This is a genomic window from Geoglobus acetivorans (genome assembly GCF_000789255.1).
Lineage (GTDB): Archaea > Halobacteriota > Archaeoglobi > Archaeoglobales > Archaeoglobaceae > Geoglobus > Geoglobus acetivorans_B.
In genome coordinates this window covers 269,608-285,135 of the sequence record NZ_CP009552.1, presented here as the reverse complement: position 1 = coordinate 285,135, position 15,528 = coordinate 269,608, and the positions used below count along the sequence as shown (strand labels likewise).

General features: G+C 42.4%; 23 protein-coding genes and 3 tRNA genes. 23 read left to right on the top strand and 3 right to left on the bottom strand.

Annotated features, from left to right (window positions below):
- Window positions 1-5: 5 nt before the first annotated feature.
- The 18 genes from GACE_RS01710 (at window position 6) to GACE_RS01630 (ending at window position 9,245) form a co-directional block, all read left to right on the top strand.
- Complete coding sequence (locus tag GACE_RS01710; protein ID WP_048090642.1) at window positions 6-668, top strand: type 1 glutamine amidotransferase; 663 nt, start codon at window positions 6-8, stop codon at window positions 666-668.
- Between the two features lie 37 nt (window positions 669-705).
- Window positions 706-1,653: a methenyltetrahydromethanopterin cyclohydrolase gene (gene mch, locus GACE_RS01705; protein WP_048093501.1), complete on the top strand. Its 948-nt coding sequence runs from the start codon at window positions 706-708 to the stop codon at window positions 1,651-1,653.
- A 177-nt stretch (window positions 1,654-1,830) separates the two neighbouring features.
- Window positions 1,831-1,904 (top strand) — tRNA-Phe (locus GACE_RS01700).
- A 389-nt stretch (window positions 1,905-2,293) separates the two neighbouring features.
- The gene (locus GACE_RS11600; RefSeq protein WP_158413788.1) at window positions 2,294-2,434 is read left to right on the top strand and encodes a hypothetical protein; all 141 of its coding nucleotides are present in this window, start codon (window positions 2,294-2,296) and stop codon (window positions 2,432-2,434) included.
- 67 nt (window positions 2,435-2,501) lie between these two features.
- Entirely contained in the window at window positions 2,502-2,717 is a 216-nt protein-coding gene (locus GACE_RS01690; RefSeq protein WP_048090638.1) for a hypothetical protein, read from the top strand.
- 310 nt (window positions 2,718-3,027) lie between these two features.
- Entirely contained in the window at window positions 3,028-3,813 is a 786-nt protein-coding gene (locus GACE_RS01685; RefSeq protein WP_318249252.1) for a class I SAM-dependent DNA methyltransferase, read from the top strand.
- The gene (locus tag GACE_RS12000; RefSeq protein WP_084063744.1) at window positions 3,807-4,043 is read left to right on the top strand and encodes a type II toxin-antitoxin system RelE family toxin; all 237 of its coding nucleotides are present in this window, start codon (window positions 3,807-3,809) and stop codon (window positions 4,041-4,043) included. Before GACE_RS01685 ends, GACE_RS12000 begins: the two co-directional genes overlap by 7 nt.
- A gap of 65 nt (window positions 4,044-4,108) precedes the next feature.
- A complete protein-coding gene (locus GACE_RS01680) occupies window positions 4,109-4,759 on the top strand; it encodes a hypothetical protein (RefSeq protein ID WP_048090636.1) in 651 nt (216 codons plus the stop codon).
- A 22-nt stretch (window positions 4,760-4,781) separates the two neighbouring features.
- Entirely contained in the window at window positions 4,782-5,075 is a 294-nt protein-coding gene (locus GACE_RS01675; protein ID WP_318249251.1) for a hypothetical protein, read from the top strand.
- A gap of 119 nt (window positions 5,076-5,194) precedes the next feature.
- Complete coding sequence (locus GACE_RS01670) at window positions 5,195-5,410, top strand: antitoxin family protein (RefSeq protein ID WP_148305894.1); 216 nt, start codon at window positions 5,195-5,197, stop codon at window positions 5,408-5,410.
- Window positions 5,397-5,846 (top strand): type II toxin-antitoxin system VapC family toxin, encoded by a 450-nt coding sequence (locus GACE_RS01665; RefSeq protein WP_048090633.1) that lies wholly within the window; start codon window positions 5,397-5,399, stop codon window positions 5,844-5,846. Before GACE_RS01670 ends, GACE_RS01665 begins: the two co-directional genes overlap by 14 nt.
- A gap of 179 nt (window positions 5,847-6,025) precedes the next feature.
- The gene (locus GACE_RS01660; protein ID WP_048090632.1) at window positions 6,026-6,412 is read left to right on the top strand and encodes an EVE domain-containing protein; all 387 of its coding nucleotides are present in this window, start codon (window positions 6,026-6,028) and stop codon (window positions 6,410-6,412) included.
- Between the two features lie 90 nt (window positions 6,413-6,502).
- On the top strand, window positions 6,503-6,826 hold the full coding sequence (locus tag GACE_RS01655) for a nucleotidyltransferase domain-containing protein (protein WP_048093498.1): 324 nt from the start codon (window positions 6,503-6,505) through the stop codon (window positions 6,824-6,826).
- Window positions 6,813-7,070: a HEPN domain-containing protein gene (locus GACE_RS01650; protein WP_318249250.1), complete on the top strand. Its 258-nt coding sequence runs from the start codon at window positions 6,813-6,815 to the stop codon at window positions 7,068-7,070. Before GACE_RS01655 ends, GACE_RS01650 begins: the two co-directional genes overlap by 14 nt.
- The gene (locus tag GACE_RS11860; RefSeq protein ID WP_318249249.1) at window positions 7,071-7,205 is read left to right on the top strand and encodes a hypothetical protein; all 135 of its coding nucleotides are present in this window, start codon (window positions 7,071-7,073) and stop codon (window positions 7,203-7,205) included. It abuts the gene before it with no gap.
- Between the two features lie 533 nt (window positions 7,206-7,738).
- A complete protein-coding gene (locus GACE_RS01640) occupies window positions 7,739-8,536 on the top strand; it encodes a hypothetical protein (RefSeq protein ID WP_048090630.1) in 798 nt (265 codons plus the stop codon).
- Between the two features lie 75 nt (window positions 8,537-8,611).
- Window positions 8,612-9,061 (top strand): PIN domain-containing protein, encoded by a 450-nt coding sequence (locus GACE_RS01635; RefSeq protein ID WP_048090628.1) that lies wholly within the window; start codon window positions 8,612-8,614, stop codon window positions 9,059-9,061.
- Entirely contained in the window at window positions 9,048-9,245 is a 198-nt protein-coding gene (locus tag GACE_RS01630; RefSeq protein ID WP_048090627.1) for a hypothetical protein, read from the top strand. The genes GACE_RS01635 and GACE_RS01630 overlap by 14 nt, the downstream gene beginning before the upstream one ends.
- Window positions 9,246-9,499: 254 nt before the next feature.
- Here the strand turns inward: GACE_RS01630 and GACE_RS11360 are convergent, their stop codons facing one another.
- Window positions 9,500-10,384 carry an integrase gene (locus GACE_RS11360; protein ID WP_158413787.1) on the bottom strand — a complete coding sequence of 295 codons (885 nt, stop codon included), beginning with the start codon at window positions 10,382-10,384 and terminating at the stop codon, window positions 9,500-9,502.
- A 57-nt stretch (window positions 10,385-10,441) separates the two neighbouring features.
- Here GACE_RS11360 and GACE_RS01620 point away from each other — a divergent pair.
- From GACE_RS01620 to GACE_RS01610, 3 genes are all read left to right on the top strand, one after another.
- Window positions 10,442-10,512 (top strand) — tRNA-Phe (locus GACE_RS01620).
- 222 nt (window positions 10,513-10,734) lie between these two features.
- The gene (locus GACE_RS01615; RefSeq protein WP_318249248.1) at window positions 10,735-11,904 is read left to right on the top strand and encodes a CBS domain-containing protein; all 1,170 of its coding nucleotides are present in this window, start codon (window positions 10,735-10,737) and stop codon (window positions 11,902-11,904) included.
- 502 nt (window positions 11,905-12,406) lie between these two features.
- A tRNA-Ile gene (locus tag GACE_RS01610) sits at window positions 12,407-12,481 on the top strand.
- Between the two features lie 167 nt (window positions 12,482-12,648).
- On the opposite strand, the gene GACE_RS01605 is transcribed toward GACE_RS01610, so the two are convergent.
- The gene (locus GACE_RS01605) at window positions 12,649-14,100 is read right to left on the bottom strand and encodes a menaquinone biosynthesis decarboxylase (RefSeq protein ID WP_048090623.1); all 1,452 of its coding nucleotides are present in this window, start codon (window positions 14,098-14,100) and stop codon (window positions 12,649-12,651) included.
- A 90-nt stretch (window positions 14,101-14,190) separates the two neighbouring features.
- Here GACE_RS01605 and GACE_RS01600 point away from each other — a divergent pair, with 90 nt between their 5' ends.
- Both GACE_RS01600 and GACE_RS01595 read left to right on the top strand, forming a co-directional pair.
- Entirely contained in the window at window positions 14,191-14,403 is a 213-nt protein-coding gene (locus tag GACE_RS01600) for an antitoxin VapB family protein (RefSeq protein ID WP_048090621.1), read from the top strand.
- Window positions 14,400-14,813 carry a type II toxin-antitoxin system VapC family toxin gene (locus tag GACE_RS01595; RefSeq protein ID WP_048090620.1) on the top strand — a complete coding sequence of 138 codons (414 nt, stop codon included), beginning with the start codon at window positions 14,400-14,402 and terminating at the stop codon, window positions 14,811-14,813. The genes GACE_RS01600 and GACE_RS01595 overlap by 4 nt, the downstream gene beginning before the upstream one ends.
- On the opposite strand, the gene rnhB is transcribed toward GACE_RS01595, so the two are convergent.
- Window positions 14,814-15,449, bottom strand: coding sequence for a ribonuclease HII (gene rnhB, locus GACE_RS01590; protein ID WP_048090618.1), 636 nt, complete (start codon window positions 15,447-15,449; stop codon window positions 14,814-14,816).
- Window positions 15,450-15,528 lie beyond the last annotated feature (79 nt).

Genomic DNA, 15,528 nt, shown 5'->3' with positions numbered 1-15,528 from the left:
AAACCATGAAAATCCTCGCCATAAAAAACCACAGAGCCGAAGGCCTCGGATACATCGAAGAACTTTTCAGGGAGAAGGGTATCGAATACGAATACTGCGAAGCCTGGAATGGAGAGAGGAAAGTCGACGGAGATGGATATATAATCCTCGGAGGCCCAATGGGTGTTTACGAGGCTGAAAAGTATCCATTCCTGAAATGGGAAATGGATCTGATAGCCAAGAACTATGATAAAAAGCCAATTCTTGGTGTGTGTCTCGGCTCCCAGCTTATCGCCGGCTCTTTTGGAAAGAGAGTCTATCCCTATAAGAAGGAAATAGGGTGGTTCCGGGTTGAAAAAATCCATGAAGACGAGCTTTTCAGAGGTTTTCCAGAAAAGCCAGAAGTATTCCAGTGGCATGGGGACACGTTCGAACTGCCAGACAACGCAGCAATGCTTTTCAGTGGAAAAGATGTCCCAAACCAGGGATTCAGAATTGGCGAAGCTGTGGGAATACAGTTCCACATCGAAATGACGCTGGAATTGATTGAAAAGTGGGTTAAAACAACAGAAGGTGTGCCAGAGAGCATAATCGAAGAAAGCAGGGAAAGAATCGAAGAACACAACAGGCTGTGCGAAATTATGGTGGACAATCTCATCAACTACCTCGAAAAAAAGCACAAGGTTTAAACATTAAAAATGCGAGAGATGAAAAGAGGTGGTAGAATTGATAAGTGTAAATGAGCTGGCTCTGAATATAGTTGAAGACATGCTTGATTTTGAGGAGGAGCTTAGAATCGAGTCAAAGAAGCTTGAAAACGGTGCCACAGTCATAGACTGCGGTGTGAACGTATCCGGCAGCTACGAAGCCGGAATAATGTACACTGAAATCTGCATGGGAGGTCTTGCCAAGATCGACATAGTTGTGGACTACGTGAACGACATACCGTTTGCGTTCATTACCGAGTATACAGACCATCCCGCAGTTGCATGCCTCGGAAGCCAGAAGGCAGGATGGGCAATAAGCGTTGACAAGTACTTTGCCATGGGAAGCGGTCCTGCAAGGGCTCTGGCACTGAAGCCAAAGAAAACTTACGAGCTGATTGACTACAAGGATGACGCAAGCTATGCAGTCATAGCGCTTGAGGCAAACAAACTGCCCGATGAAAAGGTCATGGAACACATAGCAAAGGAGTGCGATGTGGACCCAGAAGACCTTTATGCAGTGGTGGCACCAACAGCAAGCATCGTCGGCAGCGTTCAGATTTCAGGCAGAATCGTCGAGACAGGAATATACAAGATGGCAGAAATTGGATATGATCCGAAGAAAATACTCTACGGAGCAGGGAAATGCCCCATAGCACCAATCCTGGAAAACGACCTGAAAGCGATGGGCGCCACAAATGATAGCATGCTGTATTACGGAAGCGTTTATCTGACAGTCACAGAATACGATGAGATACTGAAAAATGTCCCGAGCAACACGAGCAGGGATTACGGTAAGCCATTCTATGAAATATTCAAAGATGCAAATTACGATTTCTACAAGATAGATCCGCACCTTTTCGCTCCAGCTCAGATCGTCATCAACGACAAATCCACCGGAAAAACATACGTGCACGGAAAGCTGAACTCAGAAGTCCTTTTGAAAAGCTATCAAATAGTCACAGAATAAAGCCACAATTTCAAATTTTTTCTTTTGAGAATCCGAGTAAGCCAAGATTTTCAGCAAATTCTACCTCACAACTTCAACTCCGGCATGTTGTAGGTGTTCTGTCCAATCACCATTCTCTGAACGAAAGCAATTCTACCAAAAATTAAAAATACCCTTCGTGCTTAAGGTAGAACACACGCCCGGGTAGCTCAGCTTGGGAGAGCGTGCGGCTGAAGACCGCATAGTCGCCGGTTCAAATCCGGCTCCGGGCATTCCAATTCTTAAAACTGAAACCTCTACAACGTTTCCAGTTCTCAGGAAGGTTGCAAAAGCATCCATTATCTCAGAAATCCTGCCATCGTAGTTTTCTTTCAGGTATTCGTAGTTCTCCCTTGAAAACCACAAAGTCATTCTGAGCTTTCTCCTGCCTTTTTTCTGAGATTCTGAATTTTTCTCAGAGTTTATTCTATCTGGACGTTCACGAACGTCCATGGACGTCATAGTGATAAATATTGCATAACAGATATATAAATTTTTTGTAACAAAAACTAAATTTATTCAGATTGCACACAAGAAAGATTGCAACCACAATGTACGAAATTTTTGCATGCACAAATTCATGTGTGTGCACACTCCACGAGAGAGTATCAGGTGATCGCAAATGAAGGCAGGAGAGAGCTTCTTTTCATGCACATTGGAAGAAAGATACATGAATTTCATACCAACATTCATTCATTTTATGCACATTGGAAGACAGGAAGAAATAAAGGAAGACAGGAAGAAATGTGCAAAAAATGCATAGTAGTAATGCATATCGGAAGAAATGAGCATTTTTCACGGTTCTATGCGATTTCTGGAGAGGTGATCTGATGGATAAACCAGTAAAAATCAGCGTTCACGTGAATGAAGATGAATGGATGGCTTTCAAGAATTACGTTTTAACCAAATACAGCTATCACTGGAAGTATCTAGGTGAGGAATTATCCAAGGCAATAAAGCTCTACCTCTCACAAGTAGCGAATGCGCACACACAAGAAAATGAACACATAATTTCGAGTTTGGTATTGACTAAAAATGAGGAGTGATCATCAGCAGAAATTCAACAGAAAATCAACCACAAAATCAACTGTTGATCAACAATCAATCAGCAATATCAACACCATGTTGATTCTCAAATCAGCAGGATCAACATGAGTTGATTTATTCAGATCAGCAGCATCAACGGACAAATCAACAGCAATCAACGCTCAATCAACAATCAATCAACATGCTGATCAGCATAAATCAGCAATCAATCAACTGTTGATTCAACGTTGATTGAGATCAACATGGGATCAGCAGCAATCAAACACTTTCCAGAAAAATAAAATATACAGGATGAACTCATTTGTTGTAATGACTCTTGCCGATTACATCGAGATTGAGACCACAAGAGATGAGCTGATAAGAGCGTGCAAGCAGGCTGCGGATCTGATAAGAACGAGGGTTGATTACAAGTACATTCTCGTTCTCCTCTTTCTGAAACGGCTCAGTGATGAATGGAAAAGAGAATACAACGAAGCTCTGAAAACACTGCTTGAGAAAGGGTTGAGCAAAGAAGAGGCTGAAAACCTTGCAAAGGATAGATCCTTCCACAGGTTTGAGTATCCTGAGAGATACACATGGGAAGAGTTGAGAAAGAACATTAATGGGCTGCCTGTAAGGCTTTCCGAGGCGTTGAAACTTCTTGCTGAGAAAAATCCTGAATTGCAGGGAGTGGTTGACAGGCTCGATTTTCTTGAGTTTACGAGGCACAGAGATAATTTTGATATTCTTGTTCAGCTTTTTGAGCTTTTCAGCGGATTAAATCTTGGAAGAGCGAGTGATAGCATCCTCGGTGATGCCTACGAATGGTTGATTGGTTATTTCGCTCCGCAAAAGGCTAAGGAAGGTGAAGTTTTCACACCCTCTGAGGTTGTTGATCTGATTGTCAGGATTGTTGATCCAAAGCCAATGGACAGCGTTTATGATCCTGCTGCTGGCTATGCGAGGATGCTTATCAGGGCATATGATTATGTTAAGCAGAAGTATGGTGAGGAAGAGGCAAGAGAACTTGACAGGCTTGCTGAGGAGACGAAAAAGAACGGGGTTCCATGGGATAAACTAAAAGCTGAGCTTGGTTTACGAGTTACGAGATTATAGTTCATCCGAAAGTTGCAAAATCGGTTAAGGAGTTACCAGAATCCCACAGAGTTAAATTTTCTGAATTTCTGGATGCCTTAAAAGATAATCCTGTTCCTTTCAGGAAATTCGATATAAAGAAACTCAAAGGGCATCAGGACAGGTACAGAGTTCGTTTAGGGGATTTCAGGCTGATTTACCAGATTGATAGAGAAGAGAGAGTTATTCTGGTTTTGAAGCTTGAAAGGTGAGGGAGGGCGTATAAGTGAGAGCAAAATTAAAGTTTATTAAATGAGTTAAAACTAAATTGTGAGGTGTGGTAGAAATGGATTTCCAAGTTTTAGGTTACGTTATTAGTGCTTCACCAGGAATCGCATCATTATACCTATACTGGAAAAAATTAAAGAAAGAAGAGCCAAAAATTGAATTTAAAGTGGTGGAAGGTTGTTTTAAAATTGAAAGGAAGGATAACGGTAAAGACGACTTAATTCTTACAATGAAAGTTTTATTTGAGAACAAAGGTAACGCATCTGGCTCAATTACTGATTTAGTTGTGTTTGTCAGATATTCAGAGAAGGCTATAAAGATGTACCCATTTGTGCTTGGAATGATTAACAGTGAATTGGTAGTTTCAGAAAGACCTGCCGATTATTTAGATGTCTTTCCTATAGAAATTGGACCATATGGATCAAAAGTTATTGAATTAAAACTAATTTTCAAGGACGTATATTCAGATTTTTTGGATAGGTGTAATGTAACTCTAAATCCTAAAAATCCTAAAAAGTGGGAATGGAGGGACTTACCCATCTTAGTTAAAATAGTTGCGAACACTACAGTTGGAAATATTAAAAGAAACACTTGTTTATTTAGGGAAGATTTACCAGAGTGCAAAAAAGTTAGGGGTACATTGGACGTTTTAGAACACTCCAAGTTCATTCAAGAATTTACTCCAAAAATAGAATTTTAGTTAAAGAGGGAAAAATTGGAGAGTGGAATATAAAGAAACACCAATCGGCAGAATTCCAGAGGATTGGGATTGTTTTAAGGAAAGCTGGAATAAGTTATGCAATATCTCAGAACAACTTAAGCTCATGGGTGAGATGACAATCAAAGTATCTGTTCCCGATCACGCTGAAAAAGCATTCAAAAAAGCAGTTGAGGAAACTGCCAAGTTCTTCAACAAAAGAGACAGATTCTTTGAACTGATGAACGAGCTAAGAGGAGCGCTGAAGGTAGATAAATCCTGGGAGGAGCTGAAAACAGAGCTCTATGAGCGTTCTTAGATGGCTATGATATTTCACCGGGTTTAGAATAGATCCGCTTTAACAATAGCAAGCCTGAAAGTTTTTTAAGTATTTTAGAGTAATGAGTAAACATACAGAGTTTCAAACAGGTGATTCACGTGAGTGAAACTATCGAAATGGTTTACCGAAATGGTGTTTTCAAGCCTCTCAGGAAAGTTAAGTTAAGGGAGGGAGAAATCGTAAGAGTAGAGATTAAAGAAACGAAGAGAGTAACGAAGAGATTTTACAGTAAGCTTGAGGAACTTGAGAGGAAATCTAAGAAAGTTGAAGGAGCTTACAGAACGTTAGAGGAGATAAGAAATGCTCGTTATTGATACCTTTGTTTTCGTGGATTATCTTTTTGAGAGAAATGATGATAGAAATAAAAAGGCAACTGAGTTTTTGGGTTCAATTGGTGGTTTAACTGTTTTTATACCCAAGATATTCCTCATTGAGTTAATTTCTGTTGCAAAGAGGCTTGGAATTAATATTTCGAAAGAAGATGTTGAAGAACTCGTTGCCGACTTTGAAGTTCTTTCTGAGGATTTTGTGTTTGACGAGGCTTTTAATGTTGCCGAGCAAGTCCATCCCAGAGCTGCAGATTCATATTTCATTGCAACTGCTAAATTAACGAACTCTATTCTGATATCTTCCGACAGATTGATGGTTGCTAATGGTCGGAAATATGGGGTTGATGCATATTACTTACTCGACGAATTGAACGGAGCTTTGGAAGCGGTTAGAAAGTTGAAAGAGGAGGGGCAAACATAACATCCAGATACAAAGAAACACCAATCGGCAGAATTCCAGAGGATTGGGAGGTTGTAAGGCTTGGTGAGATCGGAAATTTTCAATATGGCATAACTACTTCAGCAGTAGAGGAAAAAACAGGTATTAAGCTACTACGAATAACTGACATTACTGATTATGGAATTAATTGGGAGGATAGTATGCCCTATTGCAAGATTACAGAGAACGATTTTGAAAAATACAAATTAAAGCCCGGAGATAAACTTCTCATCTACCTCAAACAGGAAAGGGATAAAGACGAAATCAAAGAACCGAGAATTGTTGCAGTTTATGAAGCAGTTTCAGAAGTCTTCAGAGATTCAAGCAGGATTTTCAAAACACCAAAAGGAATGGGAAACGAAACTTTTCCACTCAGAATCAGGCTCAAACCAATCAAAATCTTCGATAAGCCCGTTGAGTTCAAACCTCTAATTCCAGAGCTGAAGTTCATAACCAACAAGCAGAAGTGGAGCGGTCACTTAATGGGCAAGGCGATGAGGGATATTCCTGAGGATGATTACAGGCTGATCGTGAGCTCAGCCAAATAATCTCTTAGCACTTATCTGTGCTGAGCAGGCTTTAAATAGTGGCTCATACAAGATTTGGTGGAGATTGAGTGGTTGCACGGCGGTGATCTGATGAGGGTTGAAGCCGAAAGAGTAGTTGAAGAGCTCTCCAGGAAACTTAAAGAAGAGTTTGAAAGTAGGATAGATCTGGTTATCCTCTTCGGCTCGTATGCGAGAGATGAGATGAATGAAGAAAGCGATATGGATGTTCTTGTGGTTGGAGACGTAACGCTCAGTGAGGTTATCGATGTAACCTATCCTCTCTCACTCAAATACGGGATTTACATCTCACCGATTGTGATGAGCAGAGAGCATTTCGAGATGCTGAGGGCTGAAGAAACTGGGTTCATAAAAAACGTTCTCAGCGAGGGAGTAACGGTCTATGCCAGAGTATGAGAAATTTCTGGAGAGGGCTTATGAGGCCCTCGAATCTGCAAGAATTTTGTTTGAGAACGGGAAATACAATGCGGCAGTGAGTCAGGCCTACTACTCAATGTTCTATGCCTCGAAAGCTCTTCTCAGTGTGAAGGGAAGACATCCAAAAACACACAAAGGAGTTGTTTCGGAGCTTGGGCTGAGATTCGTCAGTGAGGGATACATAGATGAGATCTATGGAAAAATCCTTTCGAAAGGTATGTAGATGAGGGAGAGAGTTGATTACGATGTATACTATAAAGCCAGAAAGGAGGAGGCTGAGGAGATAATACACGATGCAGAAGAGTTTGTAGGAAGGGTATCAGAAGCTTTGAAGAAGGTTCTTGAGTCTGATAGGTGAGATTTTCTGCATTCTGGAGAGGTCAAACACGAACAGGTGTGGAATTTTTGATTCGTTTGACCTCTATTAGAACTAATAGGGTGATCTGTTAGAGATTGTTTGTTCTTCTCATTCTGCACAAAAATATCTGTATCATCCCTCTGTTGCTAATGGAGGTTCTAATATTAATAATATTAGAGCCGTCTAATATATTAGAAAACTCAAACAGATACTCATGTGCTTCAGTAGAAATGAAACCTTAAATCGCTAATAGAGCATCCTGTTAAAATTAATAGAACTATTCTACCAAAAATGATGAAATCAAAGCAACTCATAGGCTTCCTTGGGTATCAGGTGAACATTCCTCCAGCTCTCCATGTAAATCAGATAAACAAACTCTGGGAGCGAATGCTTGTAGTTGCCCCAATCAACATTTGGATACCTTTGGGTTCATATTTTCCCTCTTTTGTAAAAAAACCCAGCCAATTACATTTCCATAAACATATTTTTGCTATTGGAAAATTTTAAATATAATATTTAAAGGAATAAAGGTTATGTGGAAGACGAGGGGTGTTATTTATGCCTCTCTGATATTCTTCACCTTATTACTTGCTGGCTGCTCTCAATTGGGAGAAACATTAAACCAAGAAGAGTTGATCGAAAAAGCGAAAGAACTCGGATTTGATACGGAAATACTTACTGCTCTTTATGATGAATTGAAAGAGAATCCATCCAATCAGGAAATTATCAAATTGCTCACGTTCCATGCTGAAGCCCTAATGCAGGAGAAATCCATCAATGAATCTCACAAGAAGCTCGCAGATTCATTAGCCAAAGAAATGAAAGCCATAGGCCCAATTAACGAAACGTTCTTTGAGGATTACGAAACTTTCAACAGGCAAACATACAGGATCAATCACATTGCAAAAACACTCAATGGTCGGTTTAGAACTGAAATACCTGAAATTGATCTATCCAGAGAGAATTTTGCAGGGATACAGGAAGTTAAGAAAGCACTTGGTTATTCAGCTCTCATCGATTCATACAACAAACTGTACGAGTCAGCTGAAAAACTGCCAAGCGATAGTGATGAAGATTACTGGGAGTTCTACAAGAACCTATTCCTGTTCATGGCTGATTTCTATTTTTTGGAAGAAAAGGTAGCCTACAGAGCAGCATTTACAACAACTGGCAAAATTGCGGCAACACTGGGTTTGGCGAAAACTCAGGCAGTTCTCGGCCCTAAGGGATACGGATTGCTTCTGAGCGAAATCCACTGGATGCTGAGAGGGGAGATAAACGAGGGCTGGGCTGGTTTGCTGGAGGCTCTCAGGAGTGAATCTCTGGTCTGAGTCTTACCTTTTACTCGAATAACTTCTTGGGCGGAGAAAAACATTTTAAAGTGAGAAAATCAAATAAGCAACCATATGCGAATTTACATGGATGTCTGCTGCCTTAACAGGCCATTTGATGATCAAAATCAGGATAGGATCAGAATTGAATCTGAGGCTGTGCTGGTAATCCTTACCAGATGTCTGGGAGACTGGACTCTCGTGGGGAGTGAAGCTGTAGATTACGAAATTTCGAAAATTCCGGACGATGAGAGAAGGAGTAAGGTTGAAGTTCTGGCATCAATTTCAAAAGAAAAAGTTCTCGTGGATGATGAGGTTGTTAAAATGGCTTCAGAGTTTGAAAAAATGGGTTTGAAAGGAATTGATGCTCTGCATTTGGCCTGTGCAGAAAAATCTTCAGATATTCTGCTCACAACAGATGATGATTTCGTGAGAAAAGTTAAAGAAAATGAAGATCGTATTAAGATTAAAGTTGAAAATCCAGTAACTTGGTTAATGGAGGTGCTCGAAGATGAGCAGCGCTAAAACCCTCAATGAAATCAGGAAGGAAGGTATTGAGGCCCTTGCGAAAGCTCTTGGGCCGATAGGAATGGTCAGATTCCTCCAGAGCTTCGATACTGGTAGTGGAGACTACACAAAAGAAAGGCGTGAGTGGCTCGATGAGAGCGTAGAAGATATTGCGAGGAAGATTAGGAAAGCCAATGAGTAGAATTTTTGTTTAGTCATCCCATCTGTGAGAGTTAGTAGAGCCATTTGTTAAGGTCGTTGCCTTTCTCCAACTCTGCACAAAAGTAAACTTCATTGTAGTTCTGTTACAATTAGAGTTTCTAACAATATTTTTGTTAGAGCCGTCTAATATATTAGAAAACTCAAACAGATACTCATGTGCTTCAGTAGAAATGAAACATTAAATCGCTAATAGAGCATCCTGTTAAAATTAATAGAACAATTTTGCCAAAAAAATTAGGGTGGAATTGGGAATTTATCAACAATCTTCTCATATTCCCTCCAGCTCAGCTTATCCCTGAGATCAAAGTAAGCCTTTCCTCCCATTCCCTTTATTGCATGCCCCATGAAGTATTCCGTTGCAGATTCAGAAACATCATGGCTTAAGCAGAAGTTCCCAAACCATTTCCTGATGGCATTCGCATCAACTCTGCTCTTTTTGTATTTCTCATCTCCCCTCCATCTCTTAACGTTGATCCTGTTCTCCCACGTTTGGTAATTGAGCTTCTTTTTGATTTTCTTCAGCTTCCTTGCAAACTCTGCCGGCATGAATGCATACTCTCCAGATTTGATCTCATTGCTAATATTGGTTAATGGATACCTTGCAACTCTCCCCTTAAACTCAAGCTTCCTTGGATCAAAGTTATAGAGCAGATCCAGAGCATGATCAAGCCTTATCCCTGAGAACACAAGCAGTTTGAACAATAGTTCGGTATCTTTATCCTTCCACTTCTCTTTTAACCACTCATAAGCCTGCCTGATCTCCTCATCCTTCAGATAGATTCCTCTCCTCTTTGATCTTATTGGTGTTAAGAATGGTTGTTCAAGGATCTCCTGAACGACTTCCCTTGGCATTAGCTTCCTAACCTTCAGATACTCCAGCAGAACCCTTACAGCATTCACGTAATCCTTCTTGTTTGTTGTTTTGTGGAATCCTTCCCTCAGAGATTCCTCATTGATCACCTTTCCAGATAGAACCTTCCTGAGAACATTGTATAATCTCTTAACTCTCCCCTTGCTGGTTTTCATTTTCCTCTCTGCCGTCCAGAAAAGCTCAAAATCCTCGTAATCAATATCTTCAAACTTTATTCTTTCATTGTAGCCATTATATTTTTGGTGCAATTTGCTTCCTTTTGCTTCCTCAGGATACCTAATTAATCCATTATTCGACTCTATTTCGCTAATAGAGCTTGTAAATTGGCGTGCGGCTGAAGACCGCATAGTCGCCGGTTCAAATCCGGCTCCGGGCACTTTCTCCTCCGGTTCAGTTCCCTGCAACACTATTTTGCTGAAGCTCAGAGTTTTCATGCTGTTCAGAATGTCATCATGATAACTTCCAGAGAGGTATTCAGCTTTTAAGCGATTTCAGCAGCTCTTAAGCAAAATAAAGGATCAAAAATTAAAATAATTCAAAATAGATAATAAGCAGTTAAATTTTTATACTATATAATACATACAGGAATCATACGGGGATGAACATCATGAATGCTGAAAGCCTTCTGGAGGTTATCACAGACGAGTACAGCATCATCAATGCAGATGAGACAATTTCAAAGGTAATTTCAATGCTGGCCGAATATGAACACGAAAGGCCCATGCTCGTCGAGAAGGGTGGTGAGATTATAGGAGCCATAAGAGAAAAAGACCTGATCAGAGGCAGCCTGATGACAAACCCCGATGAGACGAAAATCGGAAGATTTGCCGCAAAAACTGGAATCATTCGTCCTGACGAACTGACCCCGGAAAAAGTGGCAAGAAGATTTATAGAGGATTCCACGCCATTTGTTCCTGTAAAACTTGACGGAGAAACAGGGATAATACGTATTAATGATTTCCTGGAAAGGATAAAGGATGAATTCAAAGGTACTGAAATCCAGAGTGTTATGAATCCAGACGTTATCACTGTTAAAACGAGCGATGGTGCATCAAAAGCCTTAGCAATCATGAGAAATCACGGCATAAGCAGAGTTGTTGTAGTCAACAGCGAAAATAAGGTTGCAGGAATCATCACCGGCAAAGACATAATAGACCGAGTTGTATCTCTTAAAAAAGACGATGGACTTGGGTATTTAAGTATGAAGGAAAAGGAGAAGACGCTTTCAATACCGGTAGAGAGCATAATGAGTCAACCGGTTGTAACAGTCAAGAAAAACGACAGGGTTGTCAGAGCAATCGACCTGATGATAGAGAAGAATGTTTCGAGCCTCGTGGTCATGGAAAACGATGTGGCGGAGGGGATCGTTGTTAAGAAGGACTTTCTGGAATACTATCTCAGGATGACCACGTCAAAAGAACAAAATGTACAGATTGTCTCCAAGGGAATAACTCTGAGAAGCTCTGAAGTGGAAGGACTTCTGGAGGACCTGGACAGATTTTTAATGAAATTCAAGGATTCTCTCGGGACGGCCCATCTATTTGTATATGTGAAAAAGCTCAAGCGACATTACAGAGATCTGCCCCTCATCTACGTGAGAATGAGGCTCAGAAGTGACCAGGGGGACTTCTTTGTTACAAGTGAATCCTGGGGCGTAGAATTTGCAGTCCATGCTGCCCTCAGCAAATTAGAAAGGCTGGTCGTAAAGGACAAAGAGCTTGTACTCAATAGGAGAATCGCGCAGAAAATTTACGAAGAGGAAGTTTGACCGTAAAGCGTCGATTTCTCAAACACAGCACCGCAGTAAAAATAACAGCCTGCCAGACATATATACTAAGGCCACACAAGCATATAACAGGTAATGGGGGGACATTGCTGGTAGCTTTCACCACCAGCAACGAATGCTTACCACTCTCAGTCAAACTTCGAGATTCAAAAACCCTCAGGCTCTAAACCCCTGGGCTTTTAGTCTTAGAAGTTTGACCTTCGTCCCCATTATATCTTAGTTTTCATACTATATAGTCTTTTTGATTAATTTGCATACAGTTTGAAGAATCCTGCAAAAATCCACCAGGAACACCATGGCTGCTCAAACATAATTTTGACCTTCCTTTGCTGTCATGCATCCATTTAATCCAGCTGTAACAGACTTCTGCATTGAGGGGCGTACACCATCATAGTCTCCAGCGGTATCGGCCCAAATAATCACTTGCTAAATTCAAAGCACCCAAAACCCTTATAAACAAATCTACTCAGTATCGTTAAGCCAAGGGCCCGTAGCTTAGCCAGGTCAGAGCGCCCGGCTCATAACCGGGCGGTCGAGGGTTCAAATCCCTCCGGGCCCATCCCTTAGAATAAGCTAAGGGATGGTTTGCCCACATGGAAACCTAAGGATGCATCCTCAAAAAGTTGCTGATGCATAACCTTCTGCACCAGAACCTTGGAGTGTTCCGAGGCATTGTTTGAGATACCGAAAAATAGAATGTGAAAAACATCCTTTGCCTCTCACTGCTCAAAAAATCATTCTCTTTATCTCATCCCAGTAGGCATCCACCTTTCTCCTCGTATCCTCATCCATCTCAACCACGTCGGGCCACTCCCTCTCGTAGCCCTCCTCCTTCCACTTCTTCGTCGCATCAATACCCAGCTTTCCTCCAAGGTTTGGTTTGTACGAGGCATGATCAAGGCTGTCGAGGGGTGAGTCTGGAATGACGACCACATCTCTCGAAGGGTCAAACCTGCTCGTAACGGCCCACATCACCTCATTCATGTCGTGCACATTCACATCATCGTCCACAACAATCACAACCTTCGTCAGGCTGAGCATACCCGTGCCCCATATCGAGAACATGACCTTCCTCGCGTGCCCCGGATAGCGCTTCTTTATCGAGACTATGGCCAGATTGTGGAACGTAGCCGAGATCGGAAGGTTGATGTCCACGATGTCAGGGTGGATCATCTTTATCATGGGCAGGAATATTCTCTCCGTGGCTTTCCCGAGCCACGCGTCCTCCATTGGTGGCTTTCCGACCACTGTAGCATGATAAATCGGGTTCTCGCGGTGAGTTACGCATTCAACATGAAACACGGGATACGGCTCTGCCGGCGTGTAGTAGCCGGTGTGATCACCGAAAGGTCCCTCAGTCCTGAATTCATCGAGCTTCACGTAGCCCTCGAGCACGATTTCTGCCGTTGCTGGGACCTGCAGGTCCACAGTCTCGCAATCAACCATCTTCAGCCTTTTCTTCCTGATGAAGCCCGCGAGCATGAACTCGCTCATGTTCTCCGGCAGCGGTGCGGTTGCAGAGTAGAGCGTTGCAGGGTCAACGCCAATTGCAACGGCAACCTCAAGTTTGTCCACCCCCATCTCCTTCAGCTTTTTGTAGTGCAGCGCACCATGCTTGTGAATCTGCCAGTGCATGCCCGTGGTCTTTTCATCAAAAACTTGCATCCTGTACATTCCCGCGTTAAGCACATCTGTCTCAGGATCCCTGGTGATTACGACGGGAAATGTTATGAACCTCCCACCATCCTGAGGCCAGCACTTCAGAATCGGGAATTTCAGCAGGTTGGGATTGTGATCCACGACTTCCTTCACAGGTCCATTCCTCACCTTCTTCGGGATGAAGCTCACCAGGTCCTTTGCCGAGGATAATGCTTTGAGGCCATCGAGGACCGACTCGGGCTTCATCCTCGCAAGCTCCACAAGCTTTTCTCCGATGCTCTCGAGCCTTTCAGTCTCAAGGGCGAGCCTGATGCGCTTATCGCTCGCAAATGCGTTTATCAAAACAGGAATGCTATAGCCCTTCGGGTTCTCGAAAAGCAGAGCCTTTCCACCCTGCTTGACTGCCCTGTCAGCAATCTCGGTGATTTCAAGCTCAACGCTAACCTCACGCGTTATCCTCGCCAGCTCGCCCTCCTGCTCGAGTCTGGCAATGAACTCCCTGAGATCTTCGTAGGCCATGAGAGATTTTTTGAGAAGAGCGATATAAATATTGCCGAACGAATTTGCCAGCAGAACAGCTTAAATATTTTCATGTACAACACACGAAACATGAAAACGATAACAATATCCGATGACGTTTACGAGAAGCTCCTCAGATTGAAGGGGAAAAAGAGCTTCAGTGCCATCATAGACGAACTGATATCAAAAAGCGTGGAAAAGAGAATAGATATGCTCATTGAGGCTGCTGAGGCCACAGGATACGAGAGTGAGCTCGAAAAGATATCTAAGGAAATCAGAAAGAAATTCAGGGTGAGACTTTGAAGCTCCTGCTGGATACTTCGTTTCTGATAGAGCTGAAAAGAGAGAACAAAAATGCACTGAGAGCGCTTGAAGAGAGGAAAGAAGCGTGTGAGGACCTGATGGTGAGCGAAATAACAATTTACGAACTCACTGTTGGTGCAAAGTTCGTCTGGAAGAAGCACGGAGATGCAAAAGAGCTAATCAAAATCAGAGAGATGCTGAAAGCACTTACAAGAGTTCCCGTGGACGAAGAGGTTGTAGAGCGAGCCTCTGAAGTGAAGTCGTCACTCATGCTTAAAGGCATAGACGTCCCCGACATTGACATCCTCATCGCAAGCAGCGATCCGGACTGCGAGATTCTCACATTCGACAGAGACTTTGAGAGACTGAAAGAGGTGGGAATAAAGGTCACGGTGCTTGACAAACAGTAATCAGAACTCATACAGGCTCTTCTGCTTCAAACCATTCATCATCCTGTCAACGGTCTTCCACTTCCTTCGAACTATATCCGGAACCTCACCGTTTTTCAGCCTCTCCTCCAGCCACTTCCTTGTCCTTTCGTCCGAAGCATATCCGCTCCCGAAATCTCCGTATTTCTCCTTCAGCCTTTCAACCATCTCATCTCTGAGGCATTTGGCAATTATCGAGGCAGCAGCAACAACAGGCTCTTCTTCACCATAATGCTTCGCAACAACCTTCTTTCCGGTCAGCCTTTCAAGCTCTGCAGAGAGCCTTTCAGGCCTGACGTCAAAGCTGTCCACGAAGGCCACATCAGGATTGAGCCTGGATATGATTCTGGCACATGTTTCCTTCAGGATCTCATTTATTGTCCTGTCCTCCATCATCCTGTCGAGTTCTGCTGGCTGAATAACTACTGCCTCCCATTTCACAAGTTTTTTCAGCTCCTCAGCGATCTCCTTTCTCCTTTTCGGCGTTAGCTTCTTTGAGTCCCGGACTCCAAGATCAACGAGCTTTTTCAACAGCTTTTCATCACACGCAACACCGCAAACCACGAGCGGGCCAATAACCGGACCCTTTCCTGCCTCGTCAATTCCCGCAATTATCATTCAAACGACACCAGAATATCAAGTTTGATAAAGATTATTCATTCCTCCAGTTCGATGGTAGAAGAGGTGCCATTAATTT

Excerpts from the sequence above, each read along its gene's own strand:
- GACE_RS01710 (WP_048090642.1), top strand. The coding sequence starts at position 6 with ATGAAAATCCTCGCCATAAAAAACCACAGAGCCGAAGGCCTCGGATAC.
- GACE_RS11600 (WP_158413788.1), top strand. The coding sequence starts at position 2,294 with ATGAAGGCAGGAGAGAGCTTCTTTTCATGCACATTGGAAGAAAGATAC.
- GACE_RS01690 (WP_048090638.1), top strand. The coding sequence starts at position 2,502 with ATGGATAAACCAGTAAAAATCAGCGTTCACGTGAATGAAGATGAATGG.
- GACE_RS01685 (WP_318249252.1), top strand. The coding sequence starts at position 3,028 with ATGACTCTTGCCGATTACATCGAGATTGAGACCACAAGAGATGAGCTG.
- GACE_RS01665 (WP_048090633.1), top strand. The coding sequence starts at position 5,397 with ATGCTCGTTATTGATACCTTTGTTTTCGTGGATTATCTTTTTGAGAGA.
- GACE_RS01660 (WP_048090632.1), top strand. The coding sequence starts at position 6,026 with ATGCCCTATTGCAAGATTACAGAGAACGATTTTGAAAAATACAAATTA.
- GACE_RS01655 (WP_048093498.1), top strand. The coding sequence starts at position 6,503 with ATGAGGGTTGAAGCCGAAAGAGTAGTTGAAGAGCTCTCCAGGAAACTT.
- GACE_RS01650 (WP_318249250.1), top strand. The coding sequence starts at position 6,813 with ATGCCAGAGTATGAGAAATTTCTGGAGAGGGCTTATGAGGCCCTCGAA.
- GACE_RS11860 (WP_318249249.1), top strand. The coding sequence starts at position 7,071 with ATGAGGGAGAGAGTTGATTACGATGTATACTATAAAGCCAGAAAGGAG.
- GACE_RS01640 (WP_048090630.1), top strand. The coding sequence starts at position 7,739 with ATGTGGAAGACGAGGGGTGTTATTTATGCCTCTCTGATATTCTTCACC.
- GACE_RS01635 (WP_048090628.1), top strand. The coding sequence starts at position 8,612 with ATGCGAATTTACATGGATGTCTGCTGCCTTAACAGGCCATTTGATGAT.
- GACE_RS01630 (WP_048090627.1), top strand. The coding sequence starts at position 9,048 with ATGAGCAGCGCTAAAACCCTCAATGAAATCAGGAAGGAAGGTATTGAG.
- GACE_RS01615 (WP_318249248.1), top strand. The coding sequence starts at position 10,735 with ATGAACATCATGAATGCTGAAAGCCTTCTGGAGGTTATCACAGACGAG.
- GACE_RS01605 (WP_048090623.1), bottom strand. The coding sequence starts at position 14,100 with ATGGCCTACGAAGATCTCAGGGAGTTCATTGCCAGACTCGAGCAGGAG.
- GACE_RS01600 (WP_048090621.1), top strand. The coding sequence starts at position 14,191 with ATGAAAACGATAACAATATCCGATGACGTTTACGAGAAGCTCCTCAGA.
- rnhB (WP_048090618.1), bottom strand. The coding sequence starts at position 15,449 with ATGATAATTGCGGGAATTGACGAGGCAGGAAAGGGTCCGGTTATTGGC.